At 69.6% G+C, this 15,302-nt stretch carries 15 protein-coding genes; 6 read left to right on the top strand and 9 right to left on the bottom strand.

Features of this window, described 5'->3' with window-relative positions; translation table 11 throughout:
• Positions 1–13 precede the first annotated feature (13 nt).
• Genes FHU38_RS06265 through clpS form a run of 4 tightly spaced genes read right to left on the bottom strand, consistent with a single transcriptional unit; the run spans position 14 to position 2,419 of the window.
• A complete protein-coding gene (locus tag FHU38_RS06265) occupies positions 14–478 on the bottom strand; it encodes a Mov34/MPN/PAD-1 family protein (protein ID WP_167167557.1) in 465 nt (154 codons plus the stop codon).
• 56 nt (positions 479–534) lie between these two features.
• Complete coding sequence (locus FHU38_RS06260) at positions 535–1,584, bottom strand: P1 family peptidase (RefSeq protein ID WP_167167554.1); 1,050 nt, start codon at positions 1,582–1,584, stop codon at positions 535–537.
• Positions 1,581–2,138, bottom strand: a complete 558-nt coding sequence (locus tag FHU38_RS06255) for a DUF2017 domain-containing protein (RefSeq protein WP_167167551.1) — start codon at positions 2,136–2,138, stop codon at positions 1,581–1,583. The genes FHU38_RS06260 and FHU38_RS06255 overlap by 4 nt, the downstream gene beginning before the upstream one ends.
• On the bottom strand, positions 2,135–2,419 hold the full coding sequence (gene clpS / locus FHU38_RS06250) for an ATP-dependent Clp protease adapter ClpS (RefSeq protein ID WP_009155643.1): 285 nt from the start codon (positions 2,417–2,419) through the stop codon (positions 2,135–2,137). The genes FHU38_RS06255 and clpS overlap by 4 nt, the downstream gene beginning before the upstream one ends.
• A gap of 73 nt (positions 2,420–2,492) precedes the next feature.
• Here clpS and FHU38_RS06245 point away from each other — a divergent pair, with 73 nt between their 5' ends.
• From FHU38_RS06245 to FHU38_RS06235, 3 genes are read left to right on the top strand one after another with little or no spacing between them, the layout of a single operon-like run.
• Positions 2,493–3,788: a nicotinate phosphoribosyltransferase gene (locus FHU38_RS06245; RefSeq protein ID WP_167167548.1), complete on the top strand. Its 1,296-nt coding sequence runs from the start codon at positions 2,493–2,495 to the stop codon at positions 3,786–3,788.
• Between the two features lie 44 nt (positions 3,789–3,832).
• On the top strand, positions 3,833–4,405 hold the full coding sequence (locus FHU38_RS06240) for a nicotinamidase (protein ID WP_167167545.1): 573 nt from the start codon (positions 3,833–3,835) through the stop codon (positions 4,403–4,405).
• Positions 4,402–5,346, top strand: a complete 945-nt coding sequence (locus FHU38_RS06235; RefSeq protein WP_167167542.1) for a sugar kinase — start codon at positions 4,402–4,404, stop codon at positions 5,344–5,346. Before FHU38_RS06240 ends, FHU38_RS06235 begins: the two co-directional genes overlap by 4 nt.
• A gap of 16 nt (positions 5,347–5,362) precedes the next feature.
• On the opposite strand, the gene FHU38_RS06230 is transcribed toward FHU38_RS06235, so the two are convergent.
• Positions 5,363–7,207 (bottom strand): glycerophosphodiester phosphodiesterase family protein, encoded by a 1,845-nt coding sequence (locus FHU38_RS06230; protein ID WP_167167539.1) that lies wholly within the window; start codon positions 7,205–7,207, stop codon positions 5,363–5,365.
• A 129-nt stretch (positions 7,208–7,336) separates the two neighbouring features.
• Between FHU38_RS06230 and FHU38_RS06225 the strand changes: the two genes are divergently transcribed.
• Both FHU38_RS06225 and FHU38_RS06220 read left to right on the top strand, forming a co-directional pair.
• Positions 7,337–9,397: an ATP-dependent DNA helicase gene (locus tag FHU38_RS06225; protein WP_167167536.1), complete on the top strand. Its 2,061-nt coding sequence runs from the start codon at positions 7,337–7,339 to the stop codon at positions 9,395–9,397.
• A gap of 57 nt (positions 9,398–9,454) precedes the next feature.
• Positions 9,455–9,790 carry a hypothetical protein gene (locus FHU38_RS06220; protein ID WP_167167533.1) on the top strand — a complete coding sequence of 112 codons (336 nt, stop codon included), beginning with the start codon at positions 9,455–9,457 and terminating at the stop codon, positions 9,788–9,790.
• An 89-nt stretch (positions 9,791–9,879) separates the two neighbouring features.
• Here the strand turns inward: FHU38_RS06220 and FHU38_RS06215 are convergent, their stop codons facing one another.
• From FHU38_RS06215 to FHU38_RS06200, 4 genes are all read right to left on the bottom strand, one after another.
• Positions 9,880–10,659, bottom strand: coding sequence for a peptidyl-tRNA hydrolase (locus tag FHU38_RS06215; protein ID WP_167167530.1), 780 nt, complete (start codon positions 10,657–10,659; stop codon positions 9,880–9,882).
• Positions 10,656–11,885 (bottom strand): phosphoserine phosphatase SerB, encoded by a 1,230-nt coding sequence (gene serB, locus FHU38_RS06210; protein ID WP_167167527.1) that lies wholly within the window; start codon positions 11,883–11,885, stop codon positions 10,656–10,658. The genes FHU38_RS06215 and serB overlap by 4 nt, the downstream gene beginning before the upstream one ends.
• Positions 11,886–11,922: 37 nt before the next feature.
• Positions 11,923–13,707: an aa3-type cytochrome oxidase subunit I gene (gene ctaD, locus FHU38_RS06205; protein ID WP_167167524.1), complete on the bottom strand. Its 1,785-nt coding sequence runs from the start codon at positions 13,705–13,707 to the stop codon at positions 11,923–11,925.
• A gap of 242 nt (positions 13,708–13,949) precedes the next feature.
• Positions 13,950–14,696: an alpha/beta fold hydrolase gene (locus FHU38_RS06200; protein ID WP_167167521.1), complete on the bottom strand. Its 747-nt coding sequence runs from the start codon at positions 14,694–14,696 to the stop codon at positions 13,950–13,952.
• A 38-nt stretch (positions 14,697–14,734) separates the two neighbouring features.
• On the opposite strand from FHU38_RS06200, the gene FHU38_RS06195 reads away from it, so the two are divergent.
• A complete protein-coding gene (locus tag FHU38_RS06195) occupies positions 14,735–15,274 on the top strand; it encodes a GNAT family N-acetyltransferase (protein WP_390623233.1) in 540 nt (179 codons plus the stop codon).
• Positions 15,275–15,302: the final 28 nt, after the last annotated feature.

The following is a 15,302-nucleotide window of genomic DNA, read 5'->3' as shown; positions in this document are numbered from 1 at the left end:
TCCCACCGGTGGCTCAGGCGTCGGGCACGTCGTCGCTACCGGTGTTGGCGAACATGTACGACTCGACGACCTCGACCGGCTCCTCGGTCACCTCGCCGTCCACGATGCGGTACGAGCGCAGCTCGTAGTCCTCGGGGTCACGGGTCGAGACCAGCACGTAATGCGCGAACGGCTCCTGCGCCAGCTTGATGTCGGTTCGCGAGGGGTAGGCCTCGGTGGCGGTGTGCGAGTGGTAGATCACGACGGGCTTCTCGTCGTTCGCGTCCATCTCGCGGTAGAGCCTGAGCAGGTCGCCGGAGTCGAACTCGTAGAACGTGGGAGAGCGGGCTGCGTTGACCATGGGCACGAAGCGCTGCGGCCGGTCGGTTCCGTCGTCAGGGCCCGCGATGACGCCGCACGCCTCATCCGGATGATCTCGGCGGGCATGAGCGACGATCGCGTCCACGAGGTCACGGCGGATCCGAAGCACGATAGACATCTTACGTGTTGGACAACCCCCGTTCACACCGTGAGACGAACCACTCGCTCGCGGCGTCACGGTCGCTCGTCGAACACCTCGGGCCACACGTCACGGTAGGCGGCGAGGCCGGGCACCGACGTCGCGGCCAGCACTCCGCGCGCCATCGCGCGGGCGAACACCCGCGCCGCGGCCGAGGCCAGCCGGTCGAGCACGGCGGCCCTGCCCACGTCCCCGATGGGGCCCTGCCGCATCGGCAGCTCCCGCGCTCCGGTCGCCAGCGCGAAAACGGTGTCGCCGTCGAACATCGTGTGCGCGGGCCGTACAGCACGGGCCAGCCCGTCCTGCGCGGCGACCGCGAGGCGGCGGCACTGCGCCTTCGACAGCCGCGCGTCCACGGCCACCACGCCGACCGTGGTGTTGAGGTCGGTGCCGTCGACCTCGGTCTCCGCGGGCCTGCCCGGCCAGGACGGCACGCCGAACTCCCCCGCGACCTCGTGGTCGGCCGCGTAGGGCTCACCGGTGTCGAGGCGCACCGCCTCGCCCGAGGCGTTGACCACGGCCAGCGCGCCAACGACGAACTCGTCCACCCGTTCGCTCGCCGTACCGACCCCGCCCTTGAGTGAGCCCACCTGCGCTCCGGTGCCCGCGCCGACCGTGCCCTGCGCGACGGGGCCGCCGACCGCGGCCTCACATGCGGCGTAGCCGAACGAGGCGTCCGGAGTGTTGCCCCAGTCGCCGCGTGGCAGGTCGAAGATCACCGCGGCCGGGACGATCGGCACGACCTCGTGCGGCTGCGAGCCAACGGGAAAGCCGAGGTTTCGCTCACCGAGCCAGCGCACGACCCCGTCGGCCGCCGCAAGCCCGTACGCGCTGCCGCCGGAAAAACATATGGCGTTGACCCGCCGCACCAGGTTCTCCGGCTCCAGCAGGTTGGTCTCCCTCGTGCCTGGCGCCCCACCGCGCTGGTCCACCGCGCCCACCGCTGCGTCGGGCACCAGCACCACGGTCGTGCCGGTGGCCCAGCCCGTCTCGAGCCGCTCGTGGTGTCCCACCAGTACGCCAGGCACGTCGGTGATGGCGTTGACGGTGTCAGCACCGAGCGTCGCGGAGTCGTTCGGCCTCATTCGGCCAGCGCCTGGACGAGGCTTTCCTGCACCCAGGTCAGCCAGTGGTACACGCCCAGATGCGGCGAGCGGGGGTCCTCCTCTGGAAGCTCGTCGGGCATGTCCTCGGTGACGTCCAGCGCCGTGCCCAGCGCGATGCGGACGTCGTTGAGGGCGGACAGCCACGCGTCGGCCTGCTCGGGGCTCAGCCGCACCTCGCCGCCTTCCGGTGGCAGGGTTCGCATCACCACGGCCGCGACACCCACCTTGGCCTCCAGCACCTCGGGTTCGTGCAGCGAACGAAGCGCGGCGGCGGAGTCGAGCTCTTCCTTGCTCGGGTTGTCGGGGTCGAGGCGGTGGAAGTCGGGCAGCAGCCGCCCGAGCACGGGGTCGTCCGGCCCCTCGGACGGCCCGGTGCGGATACCGGTGAGCTCGGACAGCTCGTCCTGCGGCGCCTCCTCCGCGCGGGCCCGCAACATGTCCTCGACCTGGCTGACCAGGCCACGCACGACCGCGGCCTCTTGCTGTTCGAACCCGGCGAGCACGTTGTCGCCCTTGCGGCGCCAGCCCCTCACGGCTGTTCCATGGTTGCCCACAGGCCCGCCGCGTGCAGTTTCGCGACGTCGCCTTCGACCTTTTCCTTGCTGCCCGAGGACACGACCGCCCTTCCCTTGTGGTGAACGTCGAGCATGAGCTTGGTGGCGTGGTCCCTGCTGTACCCGAAGATTTTCTGGAACACGTAGGTCACGTACGACATCAGGTTCACCGGGTCGTTCCAGACGATGGTCTGCCACGGTCTGTCCTCGGAACCCTGGTCCGCACCGAGAGTCTGTTCGGCCTCGACAGGCGTGGTCATGACTCCATGGTGTCACGGTGTCGACAGGGAGTGCGCCACCAGGTCTGGCCGTACGAGTGAATAGGCTTCCGCTATGTCCACCTCGGCGAGCAACACCAGCACCGCGCTGTTCACCGACCACTACGAACTCACCATGTTGGGTAGCGCACTGAGCGACGGAACGGGTGAACGCGACTGCGTCTTCGAGGTGTTCGCGCGCAGACTGCCCGCAGGGCGGCGCTACGGCGTGGTCGCGGGCACGGCCCGCGTGCTGGACGCGATCGCCGACTTCCGCTTCACCGAAGCGGAACTGGAACAACTGCGGGCGACGGCCGTCGTCGATGCCGAGACCCTGGACTGGCTCGCGGGGTACCGGTTCACCGGAGATGTGGACGGCTACCCGGAGGGAGAGCTGTACTTTCCAGGTTCGCCGATCCTCACCGTGCGCGGCAGCTTCGCCGAATGTGTGCTGCTGGAGACGATCGTGCTGTCGATCCTCAACCACGACAGCGCGGTCGCCTCCGCCGCCGCCAGGATGTCGAGCGCCGCCAACGGCAGGCCGATCATCGAGATGGGCGGAAGACGTACCCACGAGCAGGCAGCGGTCGCCGCGGCGCGCGCGGCCTACCTCGGCGGCTTCGCCACCACCTCGAACCTGGAAGCCGGTCGCCGCTACGGGATCAGCACCCGAGGCACGGTCGCGCACGCGTTCATGCTGTTGCACGACACCGAGGAAGCCGCGTTCCGCGCGCAGCTGGAGAAGCTGGGTGCCGACACCACGCTGCTGGTGGACACCTACGACATCACGGCAGGCATCGAAACGGCCGTGCGGGTGGCGGGGCCCGAGCTGGGCGCGATCCGCATCGACTCAGGCGATGTCGGCGTGCTCGCGCGCAAGGCCAGGGAACAGCTCGACGCGTTGGGTGCGAAGGACACGCGCATCGTGGTGTCGGGTGACCTCGACGAGCACGCGATCGCGGCGCTGCGTGCCGAACCGGTCGACGCCTACGGGGTGGGTACATCGGTGGTCACCGGCTCGGGTGCGCCGACAGCCGGAATGGTGTACAAGCTAGTCGAGGTCGGCGGCAGGCCGGTCGCGAAGCGAAGCGAGCACAAGGCGTCGCGGGGCGGGCGCAAGGCGGCACTGCGCAGGCACAAACCCACGGGCACCGCACTGGAGGAAGTCGTTTACCCGACAAGGAACCCGCCCCAGGTCGGCCCGTACGACCGCGATCTGCACATCCCGCTGCTTCGTGGTGGACAACCGGTATCGGATCTGCCCACCCTGGAGGACGGGAGGCAACGGTTGCGCCGCGCGCTGGTGAGCCTTCCGTGGGAAGGGCTGAAACTCTCCAGCGGCGACCCGGCGATACCCACCACCTTCACCTGAGTTTCACCTGATCCGACAACTGAACGTCGATACCGGAGGACATCATGGCTACCGCGTTGATCGTCGTCGACGTGCAGAACGACTTCTGCGAGGGCGGCTCGCTCGCGGTGAGCGGGGGCGCCGCGGTCGCCGGTGACATCTCGCGGTACCTGCGCGAGGGTGACTACGACTATGTCGTGGCGACCAGGGACTACCACATCGATCCCGGCGAGCACTTCCATGACGAACCCGACTTCGCACGGTCGTGGCCGAAGCATTGCGAGGCGGGCACCGCGGGCGCGGCCTTCCATCCCGAACTGGACGTCGCGCCGATCAACGCGGTGTTCTCCAAGGGCCAGTACAGCCACGGCTACTCCGGTTTCGAGGGCGAGACCGAGGGCGGCGTGCGGCTGGCCGACTGGCTTTCCCAGCGGGGGGTCACCGATGTGGACGTCGTCGGGATCGCCACCGATCACTGCGTGCGGGCCACCGCACTGGATGCCGCGAGGGCCGGTTTCCGGGTGCGCGTACTCGCCGACCTGACGGCAGGCGTTTCGCGTTCTACTGTGGACTCCGCGCTGGCGGAGCTTCAGGACGGCGGGGTCACCGTGACCGGAGCGCCGAGGGTGGCTTCGTGACGCGTCGCGGGCTGGTGACCTTCGGCGAGAGCCTCGCGGTGTTCAGCACCCAGTCCGGCAAGCTTCGGCATGCCAGCAGCGTCGACGTCGGCATCGCGGGGACCGAGGCGGTCGTCGCGATCGGAGTCGCGAGGCTCGGTGTCCCCGCCTCGTGGGCAGGTCGGGTCGGCGCCGACGAGCCCGGCGCCCTGGTGCTGCTGCGGTTGCGTGACGAAGGTGTGGACACCTCGGCGGCCATGACCGACCAGCACGCACCAACCGGGCTGATGCTCAAGGACTACCGCACCACCGACGCGACACGTTCGGCCTACTACCGCAGCGGCAGCGCGGGAACGCGGTTGTGCCCGGAGGACATTCCCGAGGACCGCATCAGGCAGGCGGGCGTGCTGCACCTGAGTGGGCTGACGCCGAGCCTGTCCGACACGGCCGCGAAGGCCGTGCTCGCGGCCGTCGAGGTGGCGCGCGAGGAAGGCGTTCCGGTGTCGTTCGACGTGAACTACCGCAACGCGCTGTGGGAACCGCAGGATGCCACCGGCGTGCTGCTCGACCTGGTGAGCAGAGCCGACATCGTGTTCGCGGGCGTCGACGAGGCAGCCCCGCTCGGATTCACCGGTGAACCGGTGCGGCCGGAGAAGCTGCTGTCGTACCTGACCGGACTCGGCCCCGAGCAGGTGATCGTGAAGCTGGGCCCGCGCGGTGCGCTCGCCGAGCTGCACGGCTGCCGCTACGACGTGCCCACCTACCCGGTTCGTGCGATCGATTCCGAGGGCGCCGACGACGCCTTCGTCGCGGGCTATCTCGCCGACTTCCTCGCGGGCGCCCCACCGGATCGCCGGGTACGCACCGCCGCCGCGTGCCGTGCGTTCGCGGTGTCGGTGCACGGTGACTGGGAAGGGCTGCCCGACCGCGAGGAGCTGAAGCAGCTCGCTCGCGCCCGCTGAGACTCGCCGTGGCCCCTCAGGTGCCGCGCAGCACGCGCAGGTCGGCCAACAGCAGCGCTCGCTGTTCGGGCGTGAACGCGGCGGCGCGCACCGCGTGCTCGGCGAGCCGCCACCTGCCCGCGTCGAGATGGCGCAGGATGGTCGCGATGTCGTTGGGCGCGATGTCGGATTCGGCGACGAGCACCCGGATGCCGGTGACGTCCACGACCACCTCGAACGACGTGCTCGTCTCGACGGTGCCGCCCGGCCCGGTCGCGACGGCGGAGAGTTTGTGTACCCCGGCGGGCAGCTCTCGGGCATCGACGGCTGCCCCGGGTTCGATGGGCTCGCCGTCGAGCGTCACCGTCACCTCGTCGGCATCCCGGGTGCTGACAGCGGGCACCACCCGCTCGTAGCGGCGCAGCCTCGCCCCGTCGCCGGGCGCGATGATCTCGATGGTCGGCGCCGCGGCGGGCTCGGCCTGCTCTGCCCGCCGCCAGCCGGAGTGCTCCCCTGCCCGGTTGGTGATGATGCCGTCGACGCCCAGCTCGGCCAGCCGCGACCAGCGCGCGGCGTCGTCGACCGTGTATGGCATGACCGCGATCCCGGCGTCGTTGAGCCGCTTCACCACCTCCGGACGCGCCAGCAGCGCGTCGGCCGAAGGGTTGTAGGTGACGACGCCCAGTTCCCTTGCGGTGGCGACCGGGTCGGCGTCGAGGGCGCCGCGCAGCAGCCCGAGCTGGATTCGCGGTGCCAGCTCCCGCGCGTCTCGCAGCACCCGCACGTCGAAGCTCTGCATCAGCACCTGCTCGGCCATGCCGCGTCGCAGCACCTCGGACACGATCGCCTCGGTCCGCGCTCTCGTCCGCGGTCCCTTGACCTCGAGCAGCAGCGTGGAGCCGGTGTTTCGCACCAGGTCGAGCACCTGACCGAGGGTGGGCACCCGCTGGCCTGCGTAGGCGGGTGAGAACCATGAGCCCGCGTCCAGTCCGGTGACGTAGTCGGCGGTCAGCGTGGACACCGCGCCGGAGCCGTCCGTGGTGCGGTCCACCGTCGAGTCGTGCATCACCACCGGCACGCCGTCGGCGGTGGTGTGCGCGTCGATCTCGACGTACTCGGCGCCCGCGCGGATACCCGCCTCGACGGCCGCGAGCGTGTTCTCCGGTGCGACGGCCGAGTAGCCGCGGTGGGCGATCGTCAGCGGCAGTGCCCCGTCGGGCCTGGTGATGGGCAGTGGCGGCAGCTCGGTCACCCGCACGTCGTCCACGCTGATCCTGGCGCCGTCGGCCACGATCCCGAGCACACCGGTGTCGGTGCGTGGCAGGCGGTTGGTGGTGAGTACCGGCTCGCCGTCGAAGGTCCAGGTGGCGTTGCTGCCGTGCACCTCGACGGACATGCGGATGTCGCGGCCCGTGCCCGCGTCGTGCGGCGCGGAGGCGGTGTCGGTGACGTTCCAGGTGTTGTTCGCCGTGCGGACAGCGAACTCGATGCCGTTGCTCGCCGTGGACCGCGAACGCATGATCGCCTGGCTCCACGGCACCGAACCCGAAGGGTCGATGTCGAGCACGATGCCCGCCCATCGGCTGGCGTTGTTCACACTTTCGAAGCTAACCGTCGCCTCGGCACGGAAGTCCCGCAGCCGGGGTCCGAAGGTGATGCGGGACAAGGCACTCGGTTCGGTGGTGGTGAGTCGACCGTCGTACACCCGCCACGACCCGCCGACCGGGTTCCAGCCCTGCGGCAGCGTCGGGGTGTCGAACGACTCGTCGACGACTACACCGTTGGCACCGACGGGCTCGGCCGCCGCGAAGCCGGGCAGCGCGGGACCTGCGGCACCGACGGCGAGCAGGGCAGCGAGCAGTCGAGCAGGGATGCGTCTCATTGGGCGAACGCTAAGAAGCCGGACTGACGTGCCGGTGAGGTACGAATGGAACTTTCGTGAGCAATCGGCGACGGGTGGGGGTGGCGGCCGGGCCCGGCGTCACGGGGGTGGCCGGGTAACGTCTGTTTCGTGCCAGCAGACAAATCCGTCCGCTCCGCACCGCCTGGGGTTCGTGAGCTGCTCAATCATGCCGTCAAAGCCGTGGGTGGCGCCGAGCGCGACGGCCAGGTACGCATGGCGGAGGCCGTCGCGGAAGCCATCCGCACGGGTGAACACCTCGCCGTGCAGGCGGGCACGGGAACGGGCAAGTCACTGGCCTACCTGGTGCCTGCCATCAGGCACGCGGTGGAGCGCGACTCCACCGTCGTGGTGTCCACCGCCACGATCGCGCTGCAGCGCCAACTCGTGGACCGTGATCTGCCCCGCCTCGCCGACGCGCTGGCCGGGCCGCTCGGCCGCGCGCCGACTTTCGCGATCCTCAAGGGCAGGCGCAACTATCTGTGCCTGCACCGGGTTCACACCGGCGCGCCGGAGGAGCCGGAGGACACCGCCCTGTTCGACGCCTTCACCGTCTCCAGGATCGGCAGGGAGGTGAAGCGGCTGCACGAGTGGTCGTCCGACACCGAAACCGGTGACCGGGACGAACTCGTGCCGGGAGTCTCCGAGCGAGCGTGGCGGCAGGTGTCGGTCACGGCGAAGGAATGCCTCGGCGTCGCCCGCTGCCCGGTGGGGGCGGACTGCTTCGCCGAACGCGCCCGTGCCGAAGCGGGCCGCGCCGACGTGGTGGTGACCAACCACGCTCTGCTCGCGATCAACGCGCTTCAGGAACACCAGGTACTTCCCGAGCACGAGGTGACGATCGTCGACGAGGCACACGAGCTCGTCGACAGGGTGACCTCGGCGGCCACGGCCGAGCTGACCCCCGCGATGCTGTCCACCGCGGCGCGGCGCTGCGGCAGGCTGATCGACGCCGCCGTCGCCGACCGGCTGCTGGAGTGCGCCGACGGGCTCTCCCTCGTGCTGGACGACCTGCCACCCGGCCGCATCGACAGGTTGCCCACCGCCCTCGGTGGCGCGGTGGCCGCCGCTCGCGATGCGGCGCGGGCGTGCCTTACCGCACTCGGTCCCGATCACAAGGAGGACGTCGAGGGCGCCACCGCCCGCAAGCTCGCCCGCTCGCTGCTGGACGAGGTGCACGACACGGCTGCGCGGCTGCTGGAGTCGTTCGAGGACGAACAGGCCGACCGCTTCGATGTCGTCTGGCGCTCCGGTGACTCCTTCTCGGCCTCTCCGCGGCCGCCCGCGCTGCATGTCGCTCCACTGACCGTGGCGGGGCTGCTGCGCGACCGGGTGTTCGCGAGCAGTACCACCGTGCTCACCTCGGCCACGCTGGCGCTCGGCGGTAGTTTCGACACCCTTGCTCGGCAGTGGGGTCTGCCGCCGTCTCCCGCGCGCGCGACCGAAGTCGCGGGCACGGCCACCGGCAAGGCGCCACCCACCGACGATTCCGGGCCCTCCTGGACCGGCCTGGACGTGGGTTCGCCGTTCGACTACCGGCGCAACGGCATCCTCTACGTCGCCAAGCAGCTACCCGCGCCGGGGCGGGACGGGCTCGGCGCCGCGACGCTGGACGAACTGGCGGAGCTGATCGACGCGGCAGGTGGGCGCACGCTCGGGCTGTTCTCCTCCATGCGGGCCGCCAAGCAGGCGGCAGAGGCACTGCGCGACCGCGTGCGGTATCCCATCCTGTGCCAGGGCGAGGACGCCACGGCACTACTGGTCGGCAAGTTCGCCGACGACGCGCGCGCGTGCCTGTTCGGCACGCTCTCGCTCTGGCAGGGGGTGGACGTGCCTGGACCGTCCCTTCAGTTGGTCGTGGTCGACCGGTTGCCGTTTCCGCGCCCTGACGACCCGGTGTCGTCGGCGCGGCAACGAGCGGTGGACGCGCGCGGCGGCAACGGGTTTCTCACCGTGGCCGCGACGCACGCCGCGCTGCTGCTCGCGCAGGGTGCGGGGCGGCTGCACCGCTCCGGCAGCGACAGGGGTGTGGTCGCCGTGCTCGACCCCAGGCTGGCCACGGCCCGCTACGGGGGTTTCCTGCGCGCGTCGCTGCCGCCGCTGTGGCCCACCCACGATCCGCGAGTCGTTCGCGACGCGCTGCGCAGACTCGACGCCGCAGCCCCGGACTGAGCCGAACGAAGGCGGCCACTACGGTGAACGCCATTGCCGATCCTGAGGGAGAATTTGTTGGCCCCCGATTCATCCAGCGCCAAGTCGCGATCGGTCAGCGTCGACGACACCGGCGTACGCCGTGTGCTGGCCGACGGCACCGAGGAATCGATCACCTGGGACCAACTGTCCGCGGTGGTCGTGCGGGTCATTCCGGAAGGCCCGTGGCGCGAAGACGTCTTCCTGATGCTGGCCGCTGCCGACGGCACCGGAACCGCGGTGCCAAGCGGTGACCCGGCCGCTGACGCGCTGATCGAGCGGTTGCAGACGCTGCCGGGATTCGACCACGACAAGTTCGTCGAGGCGATGACCACCGATGCCGACGAGGCCTATGTGGTGTGGAAGGCCTCTTGACCCGCGAGTCCCCCGCTCTCGCCCGCGAGTCCCCCACTCTGACCCGCGAGTTCTGCGTTCGCGGCCGCGAGTTTCGCGGGATTGGTGGCTCAGCGGCCCCGAGCGGCGGCCTCCGCGGCTCGCCACTGGGCCAGCACGGTGATCGTGCCGGGCGCGATCTCGGTGAATCCGGCATCACGCACGGCCACCACCCGGTGTTCCCGCCAGGCTCGCTCGGGATCGCGGGGACGCTTCGCCTCCCACTCCGGGGCCGTGGCCGTGCGGACCGCGCACCGGTATCCCCACTCCCGCCACCGCTGCGACTCGGCTTCACCAAGGAGTGCCGCCAGTAGCATCGTGCCGTGCCCAACCTGGGCGGCCGCCTTGCCGACGGTCATCGTGACATCGGGATTGAGCAACAACAGTGGCACATCCGCCGGTGGCGGTCCCGGCTCGTCCGGCGGCAGGTCACTGCCGGAGACCTGCAACCGGGAAACCTCCCTTGGCAGGTCGGCCACCCTGCGCGGCAACAGGGCGCGCGCCTGTGCGCCCGCCACGTCGACGGTGACGCCTGGCAGGTCCTGCACCGCCCGCCAGTGCGCTCCCCGCGCCCGCCGCGCGACCTTGCGGATATGGCCGGAAATCCAGCTGCGCACCGCGTCGTACCACTCGCCGCCCTCGCGCGAACGCTCGTCGAGGCACACCGCCAGCGCGGCCGTGGCCGCGGCCTCCAGCAGCGGGGTCCGTGACGGTGGCTCGGACTTCTCCATCCGCAGCACCACCGGCATCGCCCGTATCTGTTCTGCCGCCTCGGGTATCGCGGTCTGCTCGGCGGGAAGGCCCAGCCACCACGCGTACCGAGCGGCCAGCGGCGCGAGCACCGATGTCACGGCCGCAGCAGTGGCATGCCGTCGGCCGCGTCCGCCGCTTCCACCTCGGCACGCGTGACACCGAGCAGGAACAGCACGGCGTCGAGGTATGGGTACGACAGCGCGGCATCGGCCACTTCCCGCAACGCGGGCTTGGCGTTGAACGCGATGCCCATACCGGCGGCGGAGAGCATGTCGATGTCGTTGGCTCCGTCACCGACCGCGACACACTGCTCGATGGGGATTCCGTAGCCGGCGGCGAATCGCCGCAACGCCGAGGCCTTCCCCGGCCTGTCCACGATCTCGCCCGCGACCCTGCCGGTGAGCTTGCCGTCAACCACCTCGAGATCGTTGGCGACGGCGAAGTCCAGCCCGAGGTCGCTGACCAGTCGGTCGATGATGCGGGTGAACCCGCCCGACACCACACCGCAGCGGAAGCCGAGTCGTTTCAGCGTGCGCACCGTGGTTCTGGCGCCCGGAGTCAGCTCGATCGCGTCGGCGACCTCGTCCAGCACCGTCTCGGGAAGCCCTTCGAGCAGCGCGACCCTGCGTCGCAGCGACTCGGTGAAGTTCAACTCGCCGCGCATGGCGGCCTCGGTGATGTCGCGCACCTGCTGCTCGACACCTACGTAGGCGGCCAGCATCTCGATGACCTCGCCCTGGATGAGGGTGGAGTCCACGTCGAACACGACGAGTCGTTTCGCCTTGCGGGCAAGGCCCGAACGCTCGATCGACACGTCGAGCCCGCCGCGGGACGGCACGTCGGCGAGCATCGAGCGCAGTTCGGCGTCGGCCTCGTCGGTGTCGTGCGCCACCGAGACGTGAACCTCGAGTCCGGTCACCGGATAGTCGGCCACGCTGCGGATCGAGTCGATGTTGGCACCCGCCGCGGCCAGCCTGCGGGCGACCTCGGTGAACGCCCGAGCTGTCACCGGCCTGCCGAGCAGCACCAACACGTGGGTGGAACCTCGGCGCCCCGGTGCGAACGGATCGGTGCCGATGGCCTCACCGATGCGCACGTCGACGTTCATCGACACCGTGGCCATGGCCTGCTCGACCGCTTCCTGCAACGCCTCGGCGTCGTCGTCCACGGCCACCAGCACACCGAGCACCAACTGACCCCGGATGACCACCTGTTCGATGTCCAGCACCTCGACGCCCTGCCGGGCAAGGGCAGCGAACAGCACCGAGGACACTCCGGGCTTGTCCGGCCCGGTTGTGGTGATCAGGACGGGTGTCAAGCTCACCGTGGCTCCCGGGCGAGTGGTAGCCCTGACGTGCCGGTCACCGTTCGCTCGCGTTGTCCTCGTCGTGCTGGCCAGGAATGACGGCCTTGGTCAGGACCTGCGACGGCGCGTCCTTCGCGTCGCCGTGGGCGAGCGTCTTGCCGGTGAAGGTGATATGACCCTCACCGCGAATCCGCTCGACCATGTGCGGGTAGTGCAGCTCGAACGCCGGGCGCTCGGAGCGGATGCGCGGCAACTCGGTGAAGTTGTGCCTCGGCGGCGGGCAACTGGTGGCCCACTCCAACGAGTTTCCGTAACCCCACGGGTCGTCCACGGTCACGATCTCGCCGTAGCGGTAGCTCTTGAAGATGTTCCAGATGAACGGCAGTGTCGAGGCGCCGAGGATGTAGGCACCGATGGTGGACACCGTGTTCAGTGTGGTGAAGCCGTCGCTGGCGAGGTAGTCGGCGTAACGGCGCGGCATGCCCTCGTTGCCCAGCCAGTGCTGCACGAGGAATGTCATGTGGAAGCCGATGAACGTGGTCCAGAAGTGCAGCTTCGCCAGCGGCTCGTCGAGCATCCGGCCCGTGATCTTCGGGAACCAGAAGTAGATGCCCGCGAAGGTGGCGAACACGATGGTGCCGTACAGCACGTAGTGGAAGTGCGCCACCACGAAGTAGCTGTCCGACACGTGGAAGTCCAGCGCGGGCGCGGCCAGCAGAACACCGGTAAGGCCGCCGAAGAGGAAGGTCACGAGGAAGCCGAGCGAGAACAACATCGGCGACTCGAAACTCAGCTGCCCCTTCCACATCGTGCCGATCCAGTTGAAGAACTTCACACCGGTCGGCACCGCGACGAGGAAGGTCATGAAGGCGAAGAACGGCAGCAGCACGGCGCCCGTTGCGTACATGTGGTGGGCCCACACCGCCAGCGACAGCGCCGCGATACCCAGCGTCGCCCACACCAGGCCCTTGTAGCCGAACAGCGGCTTGCGGCTGAACACCGGGAAGATCTCCGACACGATGCCGAAGAACGGCAGCGCCACGATGTAGACCTCGGGGTGGCCGAAGAACCAGAACAGGTGTTGCCACAGGATCACGCCGCCGTTGGCGGGGTCGAACACGTGGGCACCCAGGTGCCGGTCGGCGATCAACCCCAGCAGCGCGGCGGTGAGGATCGGGAACGCCAGCAGCACCAGGATGCTGGTCACCAGGATGTTCCAGGTGAAGATCGGCATCCGCCACATCGTCATGCCGGGCGCGCGAAGGCACACCACCGTGGTGATCATGTTGACGGCACCGAGGATGGTGCCGAGACCACCGACCACGAGGCCGGCAAGCCACAGGTCGGCGCCCGCGCCGGGCGAGTAGATCGCGCTGGACAGCGGGGTGTAGGCGAACCAGCCGAAGTCGGCGGCACCACCGGGCGTGAGGAAACCCGCTGACGCGATAAGCCCGCCGAACAGGTAGAGCCAGTAGGAGAACGCGTTCAGCCTTGGGAACGCCACATCCGGTGAGCCGATCTGCAGCGGCAGGATGAAGTTGGCGAACCCGAACACGATCGGGGTCGCGTACAGCAGCAGCATCACCGTGCCGTGCATGGTGAACAGCTGGTTGTACTGCTCCTGGGACAGGAACTGCTGCCCTGGCTGGGCAAGCTCGGTACGGATCAGCATCGCCATCGCGCCGCCGACCATGAAGAAGGCGAACGAGGTAACGAGGTACATGATGCCGATCTGCTTGTGGTCCGTCGTGCGGAACAACCGCAGCAGGTACGAACCCTTAGCCGACTCCCGCGTCGGGTATGGACGCGTCGCGATCGGCTGTGGGGCTACGGCCGTCACTCCTGCCTCCTGCACTCAAACCCCGCGATCGTTGCTCGCCACGGGCGGGGGACCCGCGTTGGCTAGTGGGATCGTAGCCCTCACCGTTTCGGGTGCCTTCGCCCGGCTGCGGAGATCACGTTCCCCACATCTGCGCTGTTCACCGCGCACGGCGGCCCACGAGAACGAATCCGCAGGTCACGACTATGGCACCGGGAAGCCTCGGAAATCTCGACGTAACGTGCGTCACGCCGGCGAGCGAGTCATGCCAACCAGTCGAGGACGGCCTCGCCAACCCGCTCCGGCGCCTCCATCGGCGTCAGGTGGCCCGCGCCCGGAATGACGACGAGTCGTGACCGTGGCAGCGCGTCGGCCAGGTCACCAGCCAGCTCGGGAGGGGTCAGCGAGTCCTGCTCCCCCACGATCACCAACGCGGGGACGTCGGCGGCGCGCAACGCCTCTGTGGAGTCGGGTCGCGCGGCCATCGCGCGCAACGCCCAGGCCACGCCCGAGGGCCGCTGGCTTTCGATCAGTTCGCGAACGGTCGCCACCAGTTCCGGGCGGGCCGATCGGGCGTGCTCGCTGAGCAGCTTCGGGAGCATGTCGTCGGCGAGCCAGCCCGCGATGCCCTCGGACTCCGCTCGATCGGCCACGGCGAGCCGCTCGGCTCTCGCCTGCTCGGTGTCGGCGGCTGCCCTCGTGTCGATGAACACCAGCCCGCCGACCCGCTCCGGCGCCCTACGAAGTACCGCCATCGTCACGTAACCACCCATGGAGCAGCCGCCGAGCACGACCCTGTCCAGGCCGAGCTTGTCCAGCATCGCGACGACGTCGACAGCCGCGTCGTCGAGGCTGGGCTCGCGATCGGTCGCGGGCAGCGGCGTTCGGCCGAGACCACGCTGATCGGGAGTGACGACCCGGGTTCGCGCGGCGAGCGCCTCGCGTACGGGGTTCCACATCCGCGCGTCCAACGGGTAGGCGTGCAGCAGCACCAGCGGGAGTTCAGCCATGACGGGATTCTGACGCACGCAGGCGTTACGTTCAGCGTGTGAGGCGAAGGCTGTTGCCGATGCGCACCCAGCGGTTGTTGCTGCGACCACTGCGCCAGGAGGACCTGCCCGCCGTCGTCGACATCCAGGCAGCCAAAGAAACCCACCCCTACGAGCGAGCGCCCGCGACTCCCGCGCAGGCCAGGGAGCGGTTCGCCGTGTGGCGGCAGCATTGGGCCGTGTACGGGTTCGGCTACGTCGCTGTGGTCGAACTGGCTTCCGAAACGGTTATCGGCGTCGGCGGGGTGCAGATGCGCGACCTGCACGGCGAGCGCGTGCTGAACCTGTACTACCGTTTCCTGCCCGCCGCGTGGGGCAAGGGCTACGCCACGGAGATGGCACGTGCCGTGCTGGAGTGGACACGGCGGGAACTACCCGAACGCGCCGTGGTCGTGATCACGGGTGTGGACAACGTGCCTGCCAGGCGGGTGGCTGACAAGCTCGGACTGCACCAGTACCACCAGGACTACTACGAGGGCATGCCCGCCGTTTTCTACCGGCTGGACGGACCGTCCGCAGCGGGCGACTCGCGACCCTGAACGCAGCACTCGCGGGCGGGAACGGGGG

The sequence above is a fragment of the Saccharomonospora amisosensis genome (assembly GCF_011761185.1).
GTDB classification, from domain to species: Bacteria; Actinomycetota; Actinomycetes; order Mycobacteriales; family Pseudonocardiaceae; genus Saccharomonospora_A; species Saccharomonospora_A amisosensis.
This window is presented reverse-complemented; position numbering and strand designations above follow the sequence as displayed.